This window comes from Ulvibacter sp. MAR_2010_11 (assembly GCF_002813135.1).
In the GTDB taxonomy this organism is placed as follows: domain Bacteria; phylum Bacteroidota; class Bacteroidia; order Flavobacteriales; family Flavobacteriaceae; genus Altibacter.
In genome coordinates this window covers 1,787,281-1,808,022 of the sequence record NZ_PHTY01000001.1, presented here as the reverse complement: position 1 = coordinate 1,808,022, position 20,742 = coordinate 1,787,281, and the positions used below count along the sequence as shown (strand labels likewise).

General features: G+C 39.5%; 21 protein-coding genes and 1 pseudogene. 16 read left to right on the top strand and 6 right to left on the bottom strand.

Translation table 11 applies throughout. The features are described from left to right. Nucleotides 1-35: 35 nt before the first annotated feature. Nucleotides 36-1,976: a DNA topoisomerase (ATP-hydrolyzing) subunit B gene (gene gyrB / locus ATE92_RS08400; RefSeq protein WP_100803278.1), complete on the bottom strand. Its 1,941-nt coding sequence runs from the start codon at nucleotides 1,974-1,976 to the stop codon at nucleotides 36-38. Between the two features lie 268 nt (nucleotides 1,977-2,244). Between gyrB and ATE92_RS08395 the strand changes: the two genes are divergently transcribed. Further along, the gene (locus tag ATE92_RS08395; protein ID WP_100803277.1) at nucleotides 2,245-2,790 is read left to right on the top strand and encodes a DUF2911 domain-containing protein; all 546 of its coding nucleotides are present in this window, start codon (nucleotides 2,245-2,247) and stop codon (nucleotides 2,788-2,790) included. A 48-nt stretch (nucleotides 2,791-2,838) separates the two neighbouring features. Here the strand turns inward: ATE92_RS08395 and ATE92_RS08390 are convergent, their stop codons facing one another. Continuing rightward, nucleotides 2,839-3,468 (bottom strand): 7-carboxy-7-deazaguanine synthase QueE, encoded by a 630-nt coding sequence (locus ATE92_RS08390; RefSeq protein WP_100803276.1) that lies wholly within the window; start codon nucleotides 3,466-3,468, stop codon nucleotides 2,839-2,841. A 122-nt stretch (nucleotides 3,469-3,590) separates the two neighbouring features. Here ATE92_RS08390 and ATE92_RS08385 point away from each other — a divergent pair, with 122 nt between their 5' ends. From ATE92_RS08385 to ATE92_RS08360, 6 genes are all read left to right on the top strand, one after another. Next, a complete protein-coding gene (locus tag ATE92_RS08385) occupies nucleotides 3,591-5,123 on the top strand; it encodes a helicase HerA-like domain-containing protein (RefSeq protein WP_100803275.1) in 1,533 nt (510 codons plus the stop codon). Nucleotides 5,124-5,179: 56 nt separating this feature from the next. After that, a complete protein-coding gene (locus tag ATE92_RS08380) occupies nucleotides 5,180-5,740 on the top strand; it encodes a hypothetical protein (RefSeq protein ID WP_100803274.1) in 561 nt (186 codons plus the stop codon). Between the two features lie 104 nt (nucleotides 5,741-5,844). Continuing rightward, nucleotides 5,845-6,042, top strand: coding sequence for a hypothetical protein (locus ATE92_RS08375; RefSeq protein ID WP_100803273.1), 198 nt, complete (start codon nucleotides 5,845-5,847; stop codon nucleotides 6,040-6,042). Between the two features lie 33 nt (nucleotides 6,043-6,075). After that, nucleotides 6,076-6,315, top strand: a complete 240-nt coding sequence (locus ATE92_RS08370; protein WP_100803272.1) for a Rho termination factor N-terminal domain-containing protein — start codon at nucleotides 6,076-6,078, stop codon at nucleotides 6,313-6,315. Between the two features lie 53 nt (nucleotides 6,316-6,368). Next, complete coding sequence (locus ATE92_RS08365; protein WP_100803271.1) at nucleotides 6,369-7,082, top strand: hypothetical protein; 714 nt, start codon at nucleotides 6,369-6,371, stop codon at nucleotides 7,080-7,082. A 20-nt stretch (nucleotides 7,083-7,102) separates the two neighbouring features. Then, nucleotides 7,103-7,522 (top strand): VOC family protein, encoded by a 420-nt coding sequence (locus ATE92_RS08360; RefSeq protein WP_100803270.1) that lies wholly within the window; start codon nucleotides 7,103-7,105, stop codon nucleotides 7,520-7,522. 28 nt (nucleotides 7,523-7,550) lie between these two features. On the opposite strand, the gene ATE92_RS08355 is transcribed toward ATE92_RS08360, so the two are convergent. Continuing rightward, nucleotides 7,551-7,787: a hypothetical protein gene (locus ATE92_RS08355; RefSeq protein ID WP_100803269.1), complete on the bottom strand. Its 237-nt coding sequence runs from the start codon at nucleotides 7,785-7,787 to the stop codon at nucleotides 7,551-7,553. 155 nt (nucleotides 7,788-7,942) lie between these two features. Here ATE92_RS08355 and ATE92_RS08350 point away from each other — a divergent pair, with 155 nt between their 5' ends. Beyond that, a complete protein-coding gene (locus ATE92_RS08350; RefSeq protein WP_100803268.1) occupies nucleotides 7,943-8,965 on the top strand; it encodes an AI-2E family transporter in 1,023 nt (340 codons plus the stop codon). Here the strand turns inward: ATE92_RS08350 and ATE92_RS08345 are convergent. Continuing rightward, on the bottom strand, nucleotides 8,962-9,840 hold the full coding sequence (locus ATE92_RS08345) for a bifunctional 5,10-methylenetetrahydrofolate dehydrogenase/5,10-methenyltetrahydrofolate cyclohydrolase (RefSeq protein WP_100803267.1): 879 nt from the start codon (nucleotides 9,838-9,840) through the stop codon (nucleotides 8,962-8,964). The two genes, ATE92_RS08350 and ATE92_RS08345, sit on opposite strands and share 4 nt — an antisense overlap. 30 nt (nucleotides 9,841-9,870) lie before the next feature. Then, nucleotides 9,871-11,199: a signal recognition particle protein gene (gene ffh, locus ATE92_RS08340; RefSeq protein ID WP_100804397.1), complete on the bottom strand. Its 1,329-nt coding sequence runs from the start codon at nucleotides 11,197-11,199 to the stop codon at nucleotides 9,871-9,873. 217 nt (nucleotides 11,200-11,416) lie between these two features. Here ffh and ATE92_RS08335 point away from each other — a divergent pair, with 217 nt between their 5' ends. From ATE92_RS08335 to ATE92_RS08310, 6 genes and pseudogenes are all read left to right on the top strand, one after another. Continuing rightward, nucleotides 11,417-11,770: a hypothetical protein gene (locus ATE92_RS08335; protein WP_100803266.1), complete on the top strand. Its 354-nt coding sequence runs from the start codon at nucleotides 11,417-11,419 to the stop codon at nucleotides 11,768-11,770. Then, the gene (locus ATE92_RS08330) at nucleotides 11,767-13,086 is read left to right on the top strand and encodes a hypothetical protein (protein WP_100803265.1); all 1,320 of its coding nucleotides are present in this window, start codon (nucleotides 11,767-11,769) and stop codon (nucleotides 13,084-13,086) included. The genes ATE92_RS08335 and ATE92_RS08330 overlap by 4 nt, the downstream gene beginning before the upstream one ends. 147 nt (nucleotides 13,087-13,233) lie before the next feature. After that, a complete protein-coding gene (locus tag ATE92_RS08325) occupies nucleotides 13,234-14,454 on the top strand; it encodes a hypothetical protein (protein ID WP_100803264.1) in 1,221 nt (406 codons plus the stop codon). An 18-nt stretch (nucleotides 14,455-14,472) separates the two neighbouring features. Next, nucleotides 14,473-15,387, top strand: a pseudogene (locus tag ATE92_RS14080) (PLP-dependent cysteine synthase family protein). A gap of 86 nt (nucleotides 15,388-15,473) precedes the next feature. Continuing rightward, entirely contained in the window at nucleotides 15,474-16,652 is a 1,179-nt protein-coding gene (locus ATE92_RS08315; RefSeq protein ID WP_100803263.1) for an MFS transporter, read from the top strand. A 353-nt stretch (nucleotides 16,653-17,005) separates the two neighbouring features. Continuing rightward, nucleotides 17,006-17,776 carry a hypothetical protein gene (locus ATE92_RS08310; RefSeq protein WP_100803262.1) on the top strand — a complete coding sequence of 257 codons (771 nt, stop codon included), beginning with the start codon at nucleotides 17,006-17,008 and terminating at the stop codon, nucleotides 17,774-17,776. Nucleotides 17,777-17,781: 5 nt separating this feature from the next. Here the strand turns inward: ATE92_RS08310 and ATE92_RS08305 are convergent, their stop codons facing one another. Continuing rightward, nucleotides 17,782-19,062 (bottom strand): DEAD/DEAH box helicase, encoded by a 1,281-nt coding sequence (locus ATE92_RS08305; RefSeq protein ID WP_100803261.1) that lies wholly within the window; start codon nucleotides 19,060-19,062, stop codon nucleotides 17,782-17,784. A 267-nt stretch (nucleotides 19,063-19,329) separates the two neighbouring features. Here ATE92_RS08305 and ATE92_RS08300 point away from each other — a divergent pair, with 267 nt between their 5' ends. Together ATE92_RS08300 and ATE92_RS08295 are read left to right on the top strand one after the other, a co-directional pair. Next, nucleotides 19,330-19,872: a nuclear transport factor 2 family protein gene (locus ATE92_RS08300; protein ID WP_100803260.1), complete on the top strand. Its 543-nt coding sequence runs from the start codon at nucleotides 19,330-19,332 to the stop codon at nucleotides 19,870-19,872. A gap of 221 nt (nucleotides 19,873-20,093) precedes the next feature. Then, entirely contained in the window at nucleotides 20,094-20,720 is a 627-nt protein-coding gene (locus tag ATE92_RS08295) for a carbonic anhydrase (RefSeq protein WP_100803259.1), read from the top strand. The last annotated feature ends 22 nt before the right edge of the window (nucleotides 20,721-20,742 follow it).

Genomic DNA, 20,742 nt, shown 5'->3' with positions numbered 1-20,742 from the left:
TGTCGCAGGTCTTTTAAAAACTTTAACGTATTTATCTAGGCATCAATATTGGCATAGACAGCGTTTTTTTCAATAAATTCTCGTCGTGGCGGTACTTCGTCGCCCATTAGCATAGAAAAGATTCTATCGGCTTCGGTCCCGTTGTCGATGGTTACTTGTCTCAGCGTTCTGAATTCGGGATTCATGGTGGTATCCCATAATTGTTCTGCGTTCATTTCTCCAAGACCTTTGTAACGTTGAATGTTTGCACTGCCGCCAAACTTCTCATTCAACATATCGCGTTCCTTATCGCTCCAGGCATACTCTTTTTTCGCACCCTTCTTCACCAAATACAAAGGAGGAGTAGCGATATATACATAACCGCCTTCCACCAATTCCTTCATATATCGGAAGAAAAAGGTTAAAATTAAAGTCGAAATGTGGCTTCCGTCTACATCGGCATCACACATAATCACTACTTTGTGATAGCGTAATTTATCTAAGTTTAATGCTTTAGTATCCTCTTCGGTTCCAATTGTGACCCCTAAAGCGGTGTATATATTTCTGATTTCTTCGTTTTCGAACACCTTGTGCTGCATGGCCTTTTCAACATTCAAAATCTTTCCACGCAAAGGTAAAATCGCCTGAAAATTACGGTCACGGCCTTGCTTGGCTGTTCCTCCCGCCGAATCTCCCTCTACGAGGAATACTTCGCATTTTGCAGGATCCTGTTCGGAACAATCGGAAAGTTTTCCTGGCAGTCCTCCCCCGCTCATCACGGTTTTTCGTTGCACCATTTCACGTGCCTTACGCGCTGCGTGACGTGCGGTAGCAGCCAAAATCACTTTTTGAACGATGGTTCGTGCGTCGTTTGGATTTTCCTCCAAATAATTTTCGAGCATTTCAGAAACCGCCTGACTCACGGCAGCGGTAACTTCACGATTACCCAATTTGGTTTTGGTTTGCCCTTCAAACTGAGGTTCGGCTACTTTTACTGAAATAATAGCTGTTAATCCTTCTCGAAAGTCATCTCCGGCTATTTCAAATTTTAATTTGTCAAGCATGCCCGAAGCATCGGCGTATTTTTTCAAAGTACGAGTCAAACCTGCACGAAAACCGCTTAAATGCGTTCCTCCTTCGTGAGTATTGATGTTATTTACGTAGCTGTGTAAATTCTCGTTGTACGATGTATTATAAACCATAGCAACCTCAACAGGAATATCATTCTTTTCGCCTTCCATGGAGATCACATCGGCAATAAGTGGCTCGCGGTTTCCGTCCAGAAAACGAATAAATTCTTTTAAACCTTCATCACTGTGAAAGGTTTCAGTTACAATTTCACCATTGTCATCGGGATGACGCTTATCGGTCAAGTGAATGGTAATTCCTTTATTTAAATAAGAAAGTTCCCGTAATCTGCTTGCCAGAGTATCGTAATTATAGTCTAAAGATTGTTGAAATATCTGGCTGTCCGGCTTAAAAGTAACTATGGTACCGCGTTCGGTGGTTTCACCTACAGGTTTTACCGGATACATTGTCTTTCCGCGTTCGTATTCCTGTTCGTAGATTTTTCCGTCGCGATATACTGTTGCTTTTAAATTTTCGGAAAGTGCATTTACTACCGAAACTCCAACTCCGTGTAATCCTCCTGAAACTTTATAAGAATCTTTGTCGAATTTACCCCCGGCACCAATCTTGGTCATAACGACCTCCAATGCCGAAACGCCTTCTTTTTTATGTATGTCGACCGGAATTCCCCGACCGTTATCTTTTACCGTAACTGAGTTGTCTTCATTGATCCACACATCGATGGTATCACAATGACCGCCCATCGCCTCATCGATGGAATTATCCACTACTTCATACACCAAATGGTGCAACCCACGCACCCCAACATCTCCAATATACATGGAAGGTCGCATACGCACATGCTCCATTCCTTCTAATGCCTGAATACTATCGGCTCCGTAACTGCCTTTTTTCTGTTCTTCGCTCATATAAAATTAGGTTGTTTTTCGCTGTTTTTTGATAACGAACAAATATAACAAAACCCCTACTAAAATATAGGGATTCGGCGATTTATAAGCGGTAAGTTATTAACAATTTTTGTGAAAAAAATCCCTTTAAAAAAGTTTCAAAAATTAAATCGGGAAACCAGCGTTAGTATTGGGTACTATGCACGACCAATTTACCGTTATTATTACATTAAAATAATAGAAAATATAACTTACAAGCCTTATATTTATCCTTCAAAAAAAAGATTTTATGAAAACTATCCTTACAAGCATTGTTTTGACAATTGCTTTTATTTTTTCTCCTGAAACAACAACTGCTCAATCCTTTCCAAAAATGGATGCCAGCCCTATGGATTTGGTAATTGCCAGAGCAGACAGAAACGCACCCCCTATAGCGCGCGTTATTTATAGCAGACCTTCCAAAAAAAATCGCGTGGTTTTTGGAGAATTGGTGCCCTACGGAGAAGTATGGCGAACCGGTGCAAACGAAGCGACAGAACTCACTATTTACGTACCCTTGAAATTAGGCACAACCAGACTTGAACCGGGAAATTATACGCTGTATACTATACCGGGAGAAAAAACCTGGACAGTTATTATAAGTAGCGACACTAACGTTTGGGGCGCGTACAGCTATAAAAAAGAAAAAGATGTAGTGAGAATTACTGTTCCTGCCAAAGATGCAGCAGCAACCACCGAATCGCTTTCTATGGTGTTTCGGCCTGATAGTACGGGACCCACTTTAATGATTGGTTGGGACAATACCTATATTGAAATTCCATTTAAAACGCTATAACTCCTTTTGAAATTAAACTAAAAAGCCTGCGAATCGCAGGCTTTTTTTTTATGGAATATTTAAATATTTATGTGTCTGTAAAGATACCTTCCATTTTGGATTTTGCATTACATAATCTACAATCAGGGGTATTACTTTTTCGCGTTTGCTCCACTCCGGCTGCAGATACAAGATGCAGTCATCATTAACCTTGGCAGCCTGTTCTTCGGCGAATCGGAAATCATCGTTATTGTAAACTATTACTTTAAGCTCGTTCGCCACCTTGTAAATTTCGGGGGTAGGTAGTTTTATTTTTTTCGGTGACAAACAAATCCAATCCCAAATTCCGGTAAGTTTATATGCTCCGGAAGTTTCTATATGAATCTGCATTCCTTTCGTCTTAAACTTCGTGGTAAGCGGTTCCATATTCCATGTTAAGGGTTCTCCACCGGTTACAACTACCGTATTAGAATATGCCGAAGCATTTTCAACAATGGCATCGGTATGTGTTGGAGGATGTAAATCTGCATTCCAGCTTTCTTTGACATCACACCAATGACAGCCAACATCGCAACCACCGATACGCACAAAATAAGCCGCTGTACCCTTGTGATACCCTTCCCCCTGAATGGTATAAAACTCCTCCATTAACGGAAGCATTTCACCTGTATTTACTAAGTCCTGAATTTCCACTTGCATAGTTTGCAAAAATACTGCTTTTTAACGTGGTGATAAAACCAATTCTTTCGGAATTCACTTTTTTAGCGATTAATATTTTAGTGACACCTTTACAATTGCTATTTTTATCGAAAATTTAGACGATGGCAGACAAGCAGGCTTTTTTTGATTATATCAATGAAGGAAATACCTTCAAAGGGGATTCCATAACACTGGGTGCAGCAATGCTCGATGGTGAAACCATTACAAATGCCCTGGTGAGAATTCCGTTAAAAACCTTAAACCGCCATGGTCTTATTGCTGGTGCAACCGGTACCGGAAAGACAAAAACGCTTCAAATATTGGCCGAGAATCTTTCCGAACAGGGAATTCCTGTACTGTTGATGGATATGAAAGGGGATTTAAGCGGAATAGCGCAACCCAGTCCCGGACATATAAAGATTGACGAACGTCATGCCAAAATCGGGATTCCGTTTGAAGCCAAAAAATTTCCCGTTGAAATTCTGTCACTTTCTGAACAAAATGGAGTACGCATGCGCGCGACCGTGAGCGAATTCGGCCCGGTGTTGCTTTCCCGCATCATGGATTTAAGCGAAGCCCAATCGGGTATTGTATCTGTGATTTTTAAGTACTGTGATGATAACAAATTACCGCTATTAGACTTGAAGGATTTCAAAAAAATGCTTCAGTATGCAACCGATGAAGGCAAGGATGAATTGGCCAAGGATTACGGCCGAATTTCGTCCGCTTCAACCGGCGCAATTCTTCGGAAAGTAGTAGAACTGGAACAACAGGGTGGCGATTTATTTTTCGGCGAAAAATCCTTCGATACAGACGATCTTTTACGAATTGATGAAAATGGGATGGGCTATATCAATATCCTGCGACTTACAGACATTCAGGATCGCCCTAAGTTGTTTTCAACCTTTATGCTATCGCTTTTGGCTGAAATTTATGCAACCTTCCCGGAACAAGGTGATAGTGGCCGGCCCGAATTGGTAATTTTTATTGACGAAGCGCATCTAATTTTTAACGAAGCCAGTAAAGCGTTACTCAACCAAATTGAAAGTATAGTAAAACTAATACGCTCTAAAGGCGTAGGCTTGTATTTTGTAACACAAAATCCAACCGATGTTCCGGACGCAGTATTGAGTCAGTTGGGACTGAAAGTGCAGCACGCATTAAGAGCGTTTACTGCCAAGGACCGAAAGGCTATTAAACTTACAGCCGAAAATTATCCTATTTCGGAATATTACAAAACCGACGAAGTACTAACTTCTTTAGGAATTGGGGAAGCTTTGGTTTCGGCCTTAAATGAAAAGGGGATTCCCACTCCCTTGGCTGCGACCATGCTTCGTGCGCCTATGAGCCGAATGGATATTTTGGAAGACAGCGAATTAAAAGATTTGACTTCTTCATCAAAATTGGTTAAAAAATATGATGAAACCATAGACCGTGAAAGTGCTTATGAACTTTTAAATAAAAAAATTGAAATAGCCGATAAGGAAGAGGCAAAAGAAAAGGCAAAACAAGAAAGAGAAGCTGCCAGCCGTTCCTCGTCGAGAACATCTTCTTCAAGAAGTTCCCGCACCCGCCAAAGTACCCTGGTAAAAACATTGACCAGTCCAACAGTAATTCGCAGTGTATTGGGAATACTTGGCAAAATGATGCGTTAAAACAAAGCATTTCAATAAAAAATTAAAATAAATAATAAAAAAATAAACAAACCTTTATGAAAAAGACCCTATTCTTTGGTGTGATTGCAGTACTTCTTTTTGTTCAATGTGGTAAAGACAACGATCCGTTTTTAATTAAGCAAGGCGCCATTGGTAACTTGACAAAGGAAATTAGAATGAAACAAATTGATTCTATCTTTGCCCAAGATTCAATTGTAAAATTAAATCCAATCGCAGATGCCCTGGGCACTCAGGGGGAGGTTGAAATTTATGAGAAAGGTGGCAACAAGTTGTTATTGCTTTCCCCCGATAACGAAAGTGATCCGGAGTCGGTTATTACCAACATTCAAATTTTTGACGATCGTTATAAAACCGAAAAGGGACTGTCTAAGAGCAGTAACTTTAAGTTTGTGAAGGACAATTACACCCTTGCAGGTGTAGAAACTACCATCAATGCTGTGGTTATATTTTTAGAAAACAGCGACATTTTTATTACCATAGATAAAAAGCAGCTTCCCGAAAATCTTCGTTACGATCCAACCATTAGCATTGAGGCCAGTCAAATACCCGATGATGCAACTTTTAAGTATTTTATGGCAGGTTGGGATAAGGACTAGAAATAATAATTTTTTCTCAAAATTTCCACAAGGTTCTGTTAATTATGGAACTGCGTTAGACATATTAGATTAACTTTAAATCTTAACTATAAAACCATCAAGCTATGATTAAGATTTTAGGATTTATTTTGACAATAGGAGGAGGAATTTCCTTGGTAATGGGTGTATTAGGCGCCTTCGGTAGTTTTGATTCAGGAATGAGTCCGTGGGCCCTTATTATTTTAGGTGTTGTATTCTTTTTTGCGGGAATCGGCCTTCTCAAGTATCGTAAAGATACCGATCAAATTGAAGCGGAAAAATAGAAACCACTTTAGTTTGTTTTAAAACTTAGCATTATGCCGGATCCGAGAATTAAAAACGAAGACCAATACGAGGCGTTACGCGACAAGGGTTACAGTAAACAAAAGGCTGCAAGAATTGCTAATACGCCTGATGCAGGTAAAAAAGGAGGGAAAGCCAAGCCATATGAGGAATGGACAAAGTCCGACCTATACCATCAAGCGAAAAGAGTAGGCATTAGCGGTCGATCAACAATGAATAAGAAAGAACTAATAAAGGCATTACGTAACAATTAGGGTATCTTAATGTGGCTATCTTTTCCTAGATATTATTTTTATATCTTTCCTATATGAAAAAAATATCCTGTGTTATCGCGTTTCTATTTATTCTTATTTCCTGTAATAATCAGACTAAAGAAAATACTTCCACCGAAGAAGGCAATATAGATTTGGTTGCGTCGAAAGACTGCACCAGAGAAACAACCTTCGGGGATTTAGATATTTGTTTTCCTAAAATTGAAGGTCAAACCGAATGTTATTTGCATGCTAACGTGAATGCTCGTGTGAATCAATTTAACGATCCTGAGAATACCATTCTTGGTTATTATCTAAACAATTCGGTTTACGAAAAAGTTGAGAATTTGGAAGGAATATCGTACGACGATTATTATCAGATATACGCTCCCAATCTTGCCAAAAATTATACCATGTCTGTTGCCGAAATGAACCAGATTATGACCATGATGACAAGTGGGTTTTTAGATAAAACGATGGAGGATGTAAATAAAAGCAACTCTTTTTCGGGGAAAAATCTTTCGATTCAACAACCGATGTTAATCGAAAAATACCCTCTAAATGCAAATTCTTCCACTATGATTGTCCTTATGCGTATCACCAATGACACTGAAGATAAGGTAATGGCATTTTCGATGAATGCTGTGTTGGTTAAAAAGCGAATTGTTTTTGTTGCCTATTACCTTAACTTCGACGGAGAACAGTCCCTTACGAAGCTAAAGAGCAATACAGCGAATTTTGTTGCTAAGTTTATGGAAGCAAACAATTAGTTTTCAAAATAAAATAAATAATGACAAGTCTTTCTCCATTCCACCTGGCCATCCCTGTAACCAATTTACAAGTGTGTAGAACCTTTTACAGAGAAACCTTGGGTTGTAGCGAAGGACGGAGTAGCGACCACTGGGTCGATTTCAATTTTTTCGGACATCAATTGGTATTGCATTATAAAGAAAAAACTTCGGAAGAAGCAATAAACCCTGTGGACGGTAAAGACGTACCCATCCCACATTTTGGAGTGGTACTGGATATGAAGACATTCGAATCCCTTTCAGAAAGACTGAACGAAAAAGGTGTCACTTTTATAATTGAACCGTATATTAGATTTAAAGGGTTGCCCGGAGAACAGGCAACCCTATTTTTTAAAGATCCTTCCGGAAATGCCTTAGAATTTAAAGCTTTTAAGAATTTAGATCAATTGTTTGCAATCTAAATAGGGATCTCAGTGAAATGTGCTTCTTCTAGCAATCGGGATTTGAAGGGTCATTGCATGGATCACACTCCCCAATCGCATCACCATGTGCCAAATGCGCAGGAATTGCATTAACACTCACGACAATGGTGTGTACATTTGCAGGATTTCCCGGAGGAATATGGCAAATTGCAACTTTATCACCTGCGGCTGTCACATTTTCACTTAAACTAAACGATAGACATACCATGAGGAATATGCCTAGAATTAAAGATAACTTTTTCATAATAAAAGGATTAAAATGGTTAATTATAATCTAAATATACTATGATTCTATGAAATATTGAAAGAGAATACCTACAATTTGATTAACAGTAAAATTCTTCGCTGAAAAACAGTATATTTAATTCGTTCAATAAATTTTAAGTCCAAATCTCGCCTATGAAACCAATAAGTTCTCAAGTAGTTCGTCAGATACTCGTTCTTCTTCTAATAGTAATCATGGGCGGACTTATTTTTAGGGAGATGCTTCCCTACCTCTCCGGAGTTCTGGGGGCAATCACCATTTACGTTTTAATGCGACGATGGATGGTGAAGCTTCTTGCAAGAGGCTGGAATCCAGGTTTGGCTGCGGGTTTTCTAATGTTTATCTCTTTTGTGGGAATTTTTCTTCCCGTTGCCGGGATTATAGTTATGCTTACCAATAAAATTGGAAATGCAGTTAATAATTCAGAAAAAGTAGTCGACGCATTTAAAGCACAAATAGGACCGTGGGAAGAAAAATTGGGATATGATTTGAGTTCACAGATAGACGTTCCTGCGGTTTCTTCATGGCTTTCAGATAATTTACAAAATGTAGCCGGCGGCACCTTTGATATGGTAATAGCAGTCGGAATCATGTATTTTATGCTTTACTATATGTTTACGAGTGAACGCATGGTTCGAAAATCTTTGTCGGAAGTGATGCCTTTCAGCAAAAAGAATTCAAAAATTATTGGCAATGAAATTCGGGCGATGGTTCGATCGAACGCACTTGGTATTCCACTAGTTGCTGTTGCACAGGGAATTATTGCTCTTATAGGATTTTTAATATTTGGGATTGAAGATCCCTTCTTTTGGTTTGTGATTGTAACTATCGGCTCCATGATTCCTTTTGTGGGTACCCTGCTAGGGATCCTGCCTGTTTTTATATTAACATTATCCTCGGGAGACTCAATTCAGGCGTGGGGAATCTTGATCTATGGGGTTGTTGTAGTAGGGTCAACCGATAATATCATCCGTCTCTTTGTCTTAAAAAAGCTGGACAATGTGCATCCTTTAATAACACTTATTGGAGTAATTGTAGGGGTCCCGTTATTCGGATTTATTGGTCTTATTTTTGGCCCTTTACTAATTAGCTTGTTTTTGGTGGTGCTGCGTATTTACCAAAATGAATACGGAACTGAAACTACTACTAAGGGTTAACCCTTGCGCTGTTCTCTAGCCAATAAAGTGTTCTTTAATAACATGGCAATGGTCATTGGTCCAACTCCACCCGGAACCGGCGTGATATAAGAAGCTTTTTTACTTACATTCTCAAAATCTACATCGCCGGTAATTATATAACCCTTAGGATTTGTATCGTCGGCGACTCTTGTAATTCCCACATCGATGATAACGACATCATCTTTTACCATTTCAGCTTTTAGAAAATTAGGAACACCCAGCGCAGAAATAATAATATCGGCCTGAGATGTAATTTGAGTAATATTTTTAGTATTGCTATGGGTTAGGGTTACCGTGCTATTGCCCGGCCATCCTTTTCTGCTCATTAAAATACTCATGGGACGTCCCACAATATGACTTCGTCCAATTACAACGGTATGCTTTCCTTTGGTATCTACCTTATAGCGTTCCAGCAATTCTAATATTCCGAAGGGTGTTGCCGGAATAAAAGTTGTCATATCCAGTGCCATCCTTCCGAAGTTTTCGGGATGAAAACCATCTACATCTTTACTGGGGTCGACTGCCATCAATACTTTCTGTGTATTAATTTGCGGAGGTAACGGCAACTGAATGATAAACCCGTCGATATCGTCGTTCTCGTTAAGTTCTTTTATTTTATGTAACAACTCTAGTTCGCTTGTAGTATGGGGCAAACGCACCATGGTAGATTCAAATCCCACACGTTCACACGATCGCACTTTGCTTCCAACGTATGTTAAGCTGGCACCATCATCTCCTACTATTACCGCAGCAAGATGAGGCACTTTTTCGCCATTGTCCTTCATCTTTTGAACCTCAGCTGCTATTTCGTTTTTAATGTCGTTGGAAACTTTTTTCCCGTCTAGAATTGTCATAAAGTGCTTGGTTATTTTAACAATGAAAATTTATTTCATTTTCCCCATCATCTGCATCATTTTACGACCTCCGCCGCCTTGCATCATCTTCATCATTTTACTCATCTGGTCAAATTGTTTCATCAATTGATTCACCTGTGTTACTGAAGTACCACTACCGTTCGCAATTCGCTTTTTCCGACTCCCGTTGATTAATGCAGGTGTGCTTCTTTCGGCCGGGGTCATAGAATGAATAATAGCTTCAATGTGCTTAAAGGCGTCGTCATCAATATCTACATCTTTAAGCGCTTTTCCTGCACCGGGAATCATTCCCACCAAATCCTTCATACTTCCCATCTTTTTTACCTGCTGAATTTGCTTGATAAAATCGTCGAAGCCGAATTGGTTTTTTGCTATTTTTTTCTGAAGCTTTCGCGCTTCTTCCTCATCAAACTGCTCTTGTGCTCTTTCAACAAGTGACACCACATCCCCCATTCCAAGAATACGGTCGGCCATACGAGCCGGATGGAACACATCGATAGCGTCCATTTTTTCACCGGTACCAATAAACTTGATAGGTTTGTCTACCACACTTTTAATGGAAATGGCTGCTCCTCCACGGGTGTCACCATCCAATTTGGTTAAAACAACTCCTTCAAAATTCAATCGATCGTTAAATGCTTTTGCCGTATTCACAGCGTCCTGCCCGGTCATGGCATCGACAACAAACAAAGTTTCCTGCGGATTGATGGCCTTGTGTACATTGGCAATTTCGGTCATCATTTGTTCGTCTACCGCAAGACGACCTGCCGTATCCACAATCACCACATTATGGCCGTTCTTTTTGGCATGCGCAATTGCATTTTGAGCAATTTCCACAGGATTCATATTCCCTTCCTCACTGTAGACCTCCACACCAACTTGATCTCCTACTACATGCAACTGATTGATCGCCGCCGGACGATACACATCACAGGCGACCAACAATGGTTTTTTAGATTTCTTGGTTTTAAGGAAATTAGCCAACTTCCCCGAAAAGGTAGTTTTACCACTTCCCTGCAGTCCGGACATTAAAATAATAGAAGGGGAAGCACTTAGATTGATACCGGCAGTTTCTCCGCCCATCAATTGGGTTAATTCATCTTTAACCAGTTTTACCATCAACTGTCCCGGTTGAAGCGTGGTAAGTACGTTTTGTCCCAATGCCTTTTCCTTTACCGTATTGGTAAATTCCTTGGCAATTTTAAAGTTAACATCGGCATCCAATAGTGCACGTCGTACTTCCTTTAAAGTTTCGGCAACGTTAACTTCGGTTATACTTCCATGCCCTTTAAGAACATGTAATGCTTTATCCAGTTTATCACTTAAATTATCGAACATAGTCTTGACTTTCTTTATTTCAGAACTCCAACCCGTTAGGAACGGATAGCGAGGGTGCAAAGATACTAATTGAAGAGGGAGTTACAAAGAGCCAACTTGGGAAAGATTCACATGCTATGTAAACTTTTTTATATAACTTAGTGTCACATTTTTCTCCCCCCGAAGCAATTATTCCCTATGGTTGCGTATAAGTAGTTACTAATTTAAAACCTTTACCATGCGTAAAACATATCGCTATAGAGATTTATCTTTTCCCGTTTCAGACGCTACTGAAGTTAATTTTACAGTCGAATTTATCTCGGATGTCAATTTGGGAAAAACCAAAATATTTCAACCTCATCTGGGAAACCCCGTTATCGAAAATTCGGGAACCAAATTTATTGGAACCGGTGCGCAACTAAGAGGTAGAATTACGGTCGTGATGACAGAGGTTGTTAATCTGGGTCCTAACGAAGATGAAATTCGCATTGCGTATAAATTAAATGACAAACTATTAGTAGAACACCACAACCCTAAATCGGAAGAGGAAAACCCCACTATTATTCTATTTATAAAATTTCCTGAAGCATGAAGCAGCTACTACTATTGTTTTTTATTGCCCTACCCTTTTTGACCGGGGCCCAGGAGAAATTGAATCCGTTAAAAGCTCCTACCTCCCCTGCATCAAGCATACTGGGACTGGAACCCAAAGTAATTTTGCAGCCTAAATCCTATCAGGCATTAGAAACGGCCTTGTACTCCAACTTCCTGAACAGCAACTACGACGCTGTAATTCCAACCGACTTCGCATTGGAATTTACACCCTATTGGACAAAAAACCACGGCCTTTCCTTGTCTGAATATCTATATCCTGAATCCTTTGCAGATCAATTAGTGCGGAATTCATCTTTTTCTATCGCATCCACCCAAAATTTTGTTTTGGAAGACAGTACGAACAGCAACGGACTTGCATTTGGATATCGCACCACTTTTTATATGCCAAACAAGAAAGACAAAGAGATCACCAAAAATAAGATTGAGGCTATTTTGCAGGATTTCGACTTGAAACTGGATATAAATCTTGCTGCTGAAGTGATGGTAAACTCAGGAGAAGTGACTTCTAAAGAAGAATTTATCGCAAAGATGAAAGATACTATCTCTGCCACTGTAAAACGCTATGGAAAATACAACACACAAGAAGAATACGATGCGATTGTGGAAGCAATTCAAGTTAAAATGACAGCATTACCCACTTTAGACATAAACGAGCCCGACTCTTTTCTGGACACTTTTAAAAATATAATTGACGAGCAGGTAAAAACCTTTGTTCCTATCGCAGCATTTAAGGAGTATTTAAAAGACCGGCAAGGGCTTACTATCGATGTGGCCTTCGCCACTTTGTTGAACTTTCCAACCAACTCTTTCGAATTTTCATATCTCCCAAAAACTTCAGTCTGGGTTACACCCTCCTATCGATTTTCGGACAAAATGGATTTTTTAAAGGTGCTCGGGGTTTTACGTTACGAATGGTATCTGGACGATTATTACAGAAGATATTTTCCGGGGACAGTTACGTTTCAGAATAATTTCGATTACGGGGCTTCGGTGGTATCGGACTTTAAACGATTTTCAATCCAATTTGAATTGGTAGGTCGTAGCAAGAATGCCACAATTCCGGCGGGATTCGATATTGAAGGAAACGAGCTTTTCAGAAAGGAAAAAGACAGCGATGTGCAATATATGGGAACGTTCACCTATAATCTTACTGAAGAAATAGTACTAAGCTACACGCTGGGAAGTAGGTTTGAAACTATTTTAAACCCTTCGGAAACATTGGTCTCCTTATTGTCGTTAAATTTCGGATTTGGAAGTCCGACGACCGCGGACCTAGATCTTACAAAGAAGTAAGCTCTTGATTAAATTTTTACAAAATTACTTGATTTACAGGTAATTATAACCGCAACAAGGACTTGCTGAATAAAATATTTTCAAAAATGGTTACCTTTAAGAATCAAGAAAACCTAACCAAAAAATAATGCTTTTCGTCCCATTACTATGAAAACTGGAATCTACATCGCCGGTCTCGGACAATCGTTCAACAAAGAAACCATCGAAAAATATGCACAAAGATTGCTCAATGAGATTCGATTTAAAACCACCGGTGTTGATTATGATCTTGCCATTGAGAAAATAAACTACACAAAAGATCGGGAAAGTACGGTTGTTACCCTTTTCGAAAAAGGGGCGGAAAATAGAATATTATACAAGCTATACGACTTTAAATACCACGAAATACTTACCGAAAAGTTCAACAACTACTCACTTATCATGCGCAATTTTTGGTTGTTGCTTTTGGTGATTCGTAAGTTCCCTTTTATTCTGAAAAGATTATTCTTCCCGAAAAATTACAGTCGCCCATTTCAAACGCTGTATCTCTTCATGATATTTCTGCTTATTGCCATCACTGTTATCCTTATGCTGCCGGCAACCTTAGGAGTTATCATGACATTTTTTGATGCCGATGTGGTTTCAAATTTTATTAGTAATGTCAAGGATTTCTTCGGAATTTCCAGTGATATTCCGGGGCTTTCCAAATCGTTTTTTAAAGGCGCATCTGCCGTTATTGTTTCGGCTACGGCAGTGTTACTTTTAATTGTTCCAAATGCCAATGTATTAATTGCCAATCTCGCCACCGAATTTGTTTGTGCCAACGATTATCTGGAACACGGTATTCAGAAGCAATTGCTGAAAGGGAATCTGGAATTACTGGTAGAATACGTTACCGAACACGAACCGGATTGTAAAATTCATTTTCACACCTATAGCTTCGGAAGTATTATTGCACTCGATTTTTTACATCCTTTTGGAGGCCGTGTTACACGAAATGTCGAACACTATTGCGAAGCCTTGATTACTATCGGTACACCCTTCAGTTTTATCAACACCTACTACCCCGATTTTTATAAAAACCGAAATATCGATTTCGGAAATAAACTGTGTTGGCTCAATGTCTATTCGGTTACGGATGCCTTGGCGACAAATTTCAGAAAAGATAACAACATTGGGGAAGCCCAATTTGGTCTCACACAAACAACAACAAAACCTGTAAATATCAACTACGAAGTTACAGCCATAAATAAAAAAGGAATCATTAATTTTATCATGTTGTACAGTATCAAAGCCCATGGAATGTATTGGGACCCAAAAGTAGAAGGGCAGAGTTGTCTGGGGCTTGTATGCGATGAGATGGAACGCAACAAACTAATTGAAATTTAATTCAATAATAAAAATAGCATCTACCCTATTGGAAATACTCCCCTTATCCGATTAAACCGAATCTCTGAACCCGGCTGTGCCACCATTTTTGTAAAATACGAAGGTGGCAATCCCACAGGAAGTATGAAAGATCGCATGGCATTATCTATGATTGAAGGTGCCGAAAAAAGAGGTGAATTGCAGTCCGGAGGAACAGTAATTGAGTATACCGGGGGAAGCACCGGAAGTTCATTGGCGATGGTTTGCGCTACCAAAGGATACAAAGTACATTTTGTCTCGTCTGATGCCTTTTCGGAAGAAAAACTGCAAACCATGAGAGCTTTTGGAGCGAAATTGGAATAAATTCCCAGTGAAAACGGTAAAATAGCGGTGGCGCTTATTAATAGTTTGGTTGTACGAGCCCGGGAGTTGAGTTCGATGCCCAATAGTTTTTGGATCAATCAATTTAATAATGTGGATAACAGAAATGCCTACCACAAAATGGCACGGGAAGTTTTAAAGACATTGGATGGCAAAGTTGATGAATTTATCATGGGCGTAGGTACAGGAGGTTGTTTTTCGGGAAATTCGGAAATCTTTAAAAAAGAAGTCCCCAACATTCGATGTATTGCTATTGAACCCTATCACGTTCGCGCGCTTTCAGGAGGAGATATTTCGGGAACGCATCGTTTGGAAGGAATAGGTTCGGGGTTCGTACCGTCAATTTGCCGCCTGGATCTGGCCGATGAAATAATCGCTGTAAAAGATGAGGATGCCTACGCAATGGCCCGAAAGGTGGCAAAGGAAGAATGTATTTTCGGTGGTACCACGTCGGGTGCCAACGTGTGGGCTGCCTTACAACGAGCCAGAATACTTGGGGAAGGAAAAAATATTGTCACCGTTGTGTGCGACTCGGGATTAAAATATCTGCAAGGAGATTTATATCGTTCTTAATAGTACCTAAATCCTTTCCTTTTCCTTAACAGTTAAGTCGATCCCTTTCAGTACTTTTAAGTACATTTTAATTGTGCCTTAGCCCTGTGAAATACATTACGCGAACAGTTTGGATTCTCTCTGTGGTGAGCCTTTTTACCGATATGGCCAGTGAAATGCTGTATCCAATCCTACCTATTTATTTGAAATCCATTGGCTTCTCGGTTGTTTTAATTGGTGTTTTGGAAGGAGTCGCCGAAGCAACTGCCGGATTGAGCAAGGGGTATTTTGGGAAACGATCCGACCTTTCGGGAAAACGGGTTCCCTTTGTACAACTGGGTTATGCCTTTAGCGCTCTATCAAAACCCATGATGGCACTTTTTATCTTTCCTATCTGGATCTTTTTCGCACGAACTTTAGACCGGATTGGAAAAGGGATTCGCACCGGAGCTCGTGACGCCTTGCTTTCGGACGAAGCAACTTCAGCGACCAAGGGTAAAATCTTTGGTTTTCATCGTTCTATGGATACCATGGGAGCTGTACTGGGCCCGGCTTTGGCTTTGTTGTATCTGTATTTTTACCCTGAAGATTACACTACCCTTTTCTTTATAGCATTCGCGCCGGGATTGTTGGCTATTTTGGCAACCTTTTTACTGAAAGACAAAAAAACTAAGGTTGTAACACAAAAGAAACCTCAACACTTCTTTTCTTTTTTGAATTACTGGAAGGAAAGTCCGAAGGCCTACCGAAAACTTGTCATTGGCTTGTTACTTTTTACCCTTTTTAACAGCTCCGATGTGTTTTTATTACTGAAGGCCAAGGAAGCTGGACTAGATGACACTATGGTGGTAGGAGTTTATATTTTCTACAATTTAATTTATGCACTATTCGCGTTTCCTGTTGGAATTCTAGCCGATAAGGTAGGACTGAAAACAATTTTTATCTTAGGATTGATTTTATTCGCAATTGTCTATTTCGGGATGTCGATGAGTACAAATTTGTATATTTTCTTCGGGTTATTTTTTCTGTATGGAGTGTATGCTGCCGCAACCGAAGGTATTTCAAAAGCCTGGATTTCGAACATTTCAGAACGAAAAGATACTGCGACTGCTATTGGAACCTATTCGGGTTTACAAAGTATTTGTACCATGATTGCCAGTACTCTTACCGGATTTATTTGGTTTCAGTTTGGTGCTACTGTTGCATTTGTTACAATTGGAGTTGTAACATTACTTGTGATTGTTTATATGTTGACTGTACCAAAGCCTAAGATTCAGGCAGTATGAGTTCGAATCTCGGTTAGTCTCCGTTTAATTATCCGGCATCTATCTGACTTAGAAAACAGTAGCATTCATTTTAATAGCCCGGGTCGTTCTGTGACCGACTTAAATTATCCTAAAAACTATTGGCCTCCTTTATAATAATAAAAAGTTTATGTATCTTTAAGAGGAAGTTTACCTTACAAATTCAGAAATTTCTTTGGCAGTATAACCTCTAAAGAAGGCACGGGTTGCTCCGGCATTGTAAATGACAGATCGTCAACCAAGTTGTATGGCGAATTAAAAGTGACTTTGGGTTTCGCATATTACATGGTTTCTGTGAAATCCACTTTATGAAACTAACATAAAATCCTTACACTATGAAATTCAAAAGCATCCCCTTCCTAATTTCCATATTACTTATAAGTCCGTTTTTTTTAATAGCACAAGCCGATGCCGATTCACAGGCCTATTGGGTCCATGAGGATCCCGTATATCCCGCCAAAGTAGCCGACTATGAAGGCTATTGTACGACTTTGGCCGACAATTGTACAAAATACAATGTAAAAGAAGCAAAATGGGTTGCCGTATCGACAGACGATTTACGATACTTTCATCTTTCACCAATCGTTAACATGGCCGATTTGGATAAAAGTCGGTTTTCACTGCTTCGCGATAAAATGGGAGAATCGGAATTTAATGAGTTATTCGACAATTTCGATAATTGTTACGATACACACTTCGACTATATTATCCATTTAGATAATAACTTATCCTATATGCCGAAGGACGTTCGATCTACGCAAGTAGGAATGGAATTCCGAAAATTGGAATTTTGGTATGTGACGCCTCAAAATTTTCCAAAAGTTTTGGCGTTGGCAAAAGAGTTCAAAGATTTATACGCCGAAAAGAACTCCAAAGAATATTATCAACTTTTCCGAAGTGGTTTTGGAGCCGTTGGACAATTTATATTAGTTTCTATCCCTGCCAGAAATCCCGAAGATTATGAGCGTGTTCGTAAAGAAAATAAGGAATTATTAGGGGAAGCCAGAACACCGGTGTACGAACAACTGCTAAAACTAATTACTCGAGTCGAAACTCTTAACGGTTATATTCGCGCCGACTTATCCTACGACCCGGAAAAACAATAAAATTATTAGCGTCTGGAACGCCTTTTAAACCCACCACTGTTTGTGTTGGGTTTTTTTGTGTTGGATTTATTGCCGCTCCTATTACTATTTTGCCTGCCACGTTGGTTTTGAGCCTTGTTTTCAGCTTTTTTATCCAACACCTCCGAGAGGGTTTCAGTAGGTTCGAAACCTGGAATGATTTCACTCTGAAGTTTTTCTCCCAACAATTTTTCAATTCCGAGTACGTATTCATTTTCGTCCACACTTACAATGGAAATTGCTTCGCCGCTTGCCCCCGCTCTTCCCGTACGTCCTATTCTATGCACATAGTCTTCAGGAATATTGGGTAATTCATAATTAATCACGTGTGGGAGAAGTGGAATGTCCAAGCCTCTGGCAGCAATGTCGGTCGCTACTAAAACACTTACTTTTCCGCTTTTAAATCCGGAAAGTGCTTTGGTGCGAGCACCCTGACTTTTATTGCCATGAATTGCAGCCGATTTGATATTTGCTTTCTCTAATTTCTGACTCAGTCTATTCGCTCCGTGCTTGGTTCGGGTAAAGATGAGTACCTGTTGCCAGTTCCCTTCCGAAATAAGTTTAATCACCAAATCGGTTTTCTTTGCCTTATCGGTTCTATACACAATCTGATCTACCTTTTCGGCTGTTGTATTTAAAGGTGATGCTTCAACCATGGAAGGATGGTTCAAAAATGTACCTGCCAATTGTTTAATTTCCTTTGAAAACGTAGCTGAGAAAAGTAAATTTTGCCTCTTTGATGGCATCAAAGCCAATATTTTTTTAATATCTCTTAAAAACCCCATGTCCAACATCCTGTCTGCCTCATCCAATACCAGAATTTCTACATTCGACAATGAAACAGCTTTTTGATTTTGTAAATCGAGAAGCCTTCCGGGTGTAGCTACCAAAATATCAACTCCCTGCCGAAGCGTACGTATTTGAGGATTGGCATTTACACCGCCAAAAATAACGGTGGAACGCAATGAGGTAAATTCACCGTATTCTACAAATTCCTCATGCACCTGAGCGGCCAATTCGCGAGTTGGGGTTAACACCAATGTTCTCACAGGACGTTGTCTTAGTGGTTGTGCACCATTTAGAATCTGTAGGATAGGAAGTGCAAAGCCTGCTGTTTTTCCGCTTCCGGTTTGTGCAGAGGCTAGAATATCTTTTCGTTCTAAAACGAGGGGAATTGCTTTTTGCTGAATAGGCGTAGGAGAAGTATATCCTTTTTTGCTGATTGCTTTCAGCAAGGCTTCAGAAAGCCCTAAAGATTTAAATGACATAGAGTGTAATTACAAATAATGATAGATTAGGGGGTATCATTTTTAATGATGTCCAAAGGTACACTTAATTATCTTCATGGAGCTTTTTCCGAAAGCCACTGTGTCTGTAAGAAAAAATTTACAGTACCCCAGATGCATATCTGTAATAATAAATATGTACCTTTAAATTGTTATTTTTCAATACTATATGATAAGTAGTGTCACATATCACTGCATATTATTACACCAAGCAAATTTTAATTTGAATACTAACCAATATAAACTAATATGAAAACAACAAGAATTTTTGGATTACTGGTGATTGCAATTGTAATATTAGCATCTTGTCAGGAGCAAAAGATGCGCTACACACAAGCATCACCCGAAATTGACACTTTTAAAGCAGCCATAGCCGATTACGAAAGTAGTAACTGGGAAGGCTATATGAGCCATTATGCCGACACAGCCAAGATTTATCACAACACCAAAGACAAGCCCCTATCGGCTAAAGAATCGGCCGACTTATTTAAAGAGCAGGAAGGTGATTTCGCTTCCCGTGGATTTATAAAGGATGAGGGAGATATGGAAATGGTAGTCACTGACGACGGTGAAACTTGGGTAAATTTTTGGGGAGAATGGCAAGGGACACTGGCCGCAAATAACAAGGTTATTGACATCCCGGTGCATTTGACAGCTCAATTTATAGATGGTAAAATTGTAAAAGAATACGGGTATTGGGATGGCTCACAAATCATGGCGTCCATGATGGAAATCGCAGCAGCTGCAAAAATGACCGACTCCACTAGTGCAGGAGAAACTATGAATCAATAAAATAGTAAAGTAGATTCTTTTAGAATCTGTTTTAAACCCCTTGTTACCTGCAACAAGGGGTTTTATGTTTTAAATTAGTAATCAAAAAGGATACTCCGGCTCGATATATTTTATGACCAATCCAGTGTAATTTTATTCATTGTATGTTGTATTTGCCACACAAAAGAATAAAGAAACTTTCCCTATCTTTAAAACCAAATTGCAATCACTTCGTGTAAAAGATGGACATCAACATAATATTTAAAAACAACGAGACCTGGGTTTCAGAAAAATTAGGTCTTGATCCCGATTATTTTAAAAAACTGGCTGAAGGACAAAAGCCCGAGGTACTTTATATTGGGTGTAGCGACAGTCGTGTAACCGCCGAAGAAATGATGGGCGCAACGCCGGGTGACGCTTTTGTACATAGAAACATAGCAAATTTGGTATCCAATCTCGACCTCAGCGCCATGTCTGTGATTAACTATGCCGTAGTCTATCTGGAGGTGAACCATATTATTGTGTGTGGTCATTATGGTTGTGGCGGTGTAAAAGCTGCAATGCAGTCTAAAGATCTTGGAATTCTAAATCCGTGGTTGCGAAATATAAGAGACGTATATAGAATTCATAGAAATGAATTAAATGCAATCCCAGATGAAGAGGTCCGTTATAAAAGACTCGTCGAACTAAATGTTCAGGAACAATGCGTGAATGTGATAAAAACTTCCGACGTGCAGCTGGCTTATCGCAAGCGAGGACTTACGGTTCACGGCTGGGTATTCGACGTTCAAACCGGGAAACTAATAGACCTCAAAATTGATTACGACACAATTTTAAAAGGAATACGGGAAATTTACCATTTGGATTAATTTTTCTGAGTGTTCTTTAAGA

Coding starts and splice junctions, on each gene's coding strand:
- gyrB (WP_100803278.1), bottom strand. CDS start 1,976: ATGAGCGAAGAACAGAAAAAAGGCAGTTACGGAGCCGATAGTATTCAG.
- ATE92_RS08395 (WP_100803277.1), top strand. CDS start 2,245: ATGAAAACTATCCTTACAAGCATTGTTTTGACAATTGCTTTTATTTTT.
- ATE92_RS08390 (WP_100803276.1), bottom strand. CDS start 3,468: ATGCAAGTGGAAATTCAGGACTTAGTAAATACAGGTGAAATGCTTCCG.
- ATE92_RS08385 (WP_100803275.1), top strand. CDS start 3,591: ATGGCAGACAAGCAGGCTTTTTTTGATTATATCAATGAAGGAAATACC.
- ATE92_RS08380 (WP_100803274.1), top strand. CDS start 5,180: ATGAAAAAGACCCTATTCTTTGGTGTGATTGCAGTACTTCTTTTTGTT.
- ATE92_RS08375 (WP_100803273.1), top strand. CDS start 5,845: ATGATTAAGATTTTAGGATTTATTTTGACAATAGGAGGAGGAATTTCC.
- ATE92_RS08370 (WP_100803272.1), top strand. CDS start 6,076: ATGCCGGATCCGAGAATTAAAAACGAAGACCAATACGAGGCGTTACGC.
- ATE92_RS08365 (WP_100803271.1), top strand. CDS start 6,369: ATGAAAAAAATATCCTGTGTTATCGCGTTTCTATTTATTCTTATTTCC.
- ATE92_RS08360 (WP_100803270.1), top strand. CDS start 7,103: ATGACAAGTCTTTCTCCATTCCACCTGGCCATCCCTGTAACCAATTTA.
- ATE92_RS08355 (WP_100803269.1), bottom strand. CDS start 7,787: ATGAAAAAGTTATCTTTAATTCTAGGCATATTCCTCATGGTATGTCTA.
- ATE92_RS08350 (WP_100803268.1), top strand. CDS start 7,943: ATGAAACCAATAAGTTCTCAAGTAGTTCGTCAGATACTCGTTCTTCTT.
- ATE92_RS08345 (WP_100803267.1), bottom strand. CDS start 9,840: ATGACAATTCTAGACGGGAAAAAAGTTTCCAACGACATTAAAAACGAA.
- ffh (WP_100804397.1), bottom strand. CDS start 11,199: ATGTTCGATAATTTAAGTGATAAACTGGATAAAGCATTACATGTTCTT.
- ATE92_RS08335 (WP_100803266.1), top strand. CDS start 11,417: ATGCGTAAAACATATCGCTATAGAGATTTATCTTTTCCCGTTTCAGAC.
- ATE92_RS08330 (WP_100803265.1), top strand. CDS start 11,767: ATGAAGCAGCTACTACTATTGTTTTTTATTGCCCTACCCTTTTTGACC.
- ATE92_RS08325 (WP_100803264.1), top strand. CDS start 13,234: ATGAAAACTGGAATCTACATCGCCGGTCTCGGACAATCGTTCAACAAA.
- ATE92_RS08310 (WP_100803262.1), top strand. CDS start 17,006: ATGAAATTCAAAAGCATCCCCTTCCTAATTTCCATATTACTTATAAGT.
- ATE92_RS08305 (WP_100803261.1), bottom strand. CDS start 19,062: ATGTCATTTAAATCTTTAGGGCTTTCTGAAGCCTTGCTGAAAGCAATC.
- ATE92_RS08300 (WP_100803260.1), top strand. CDS start 19,330: ATGAAAACAACAAGAATTTTTGGATTACTGGTGATTGCAATTGTAATA.
- ATE92_RS08295 (WP_100803259.1), top strand. CDS start 20,094: ATGGACATCAACATAATATTTAAAAACAACGAGACCTGGGTTTCAGAA.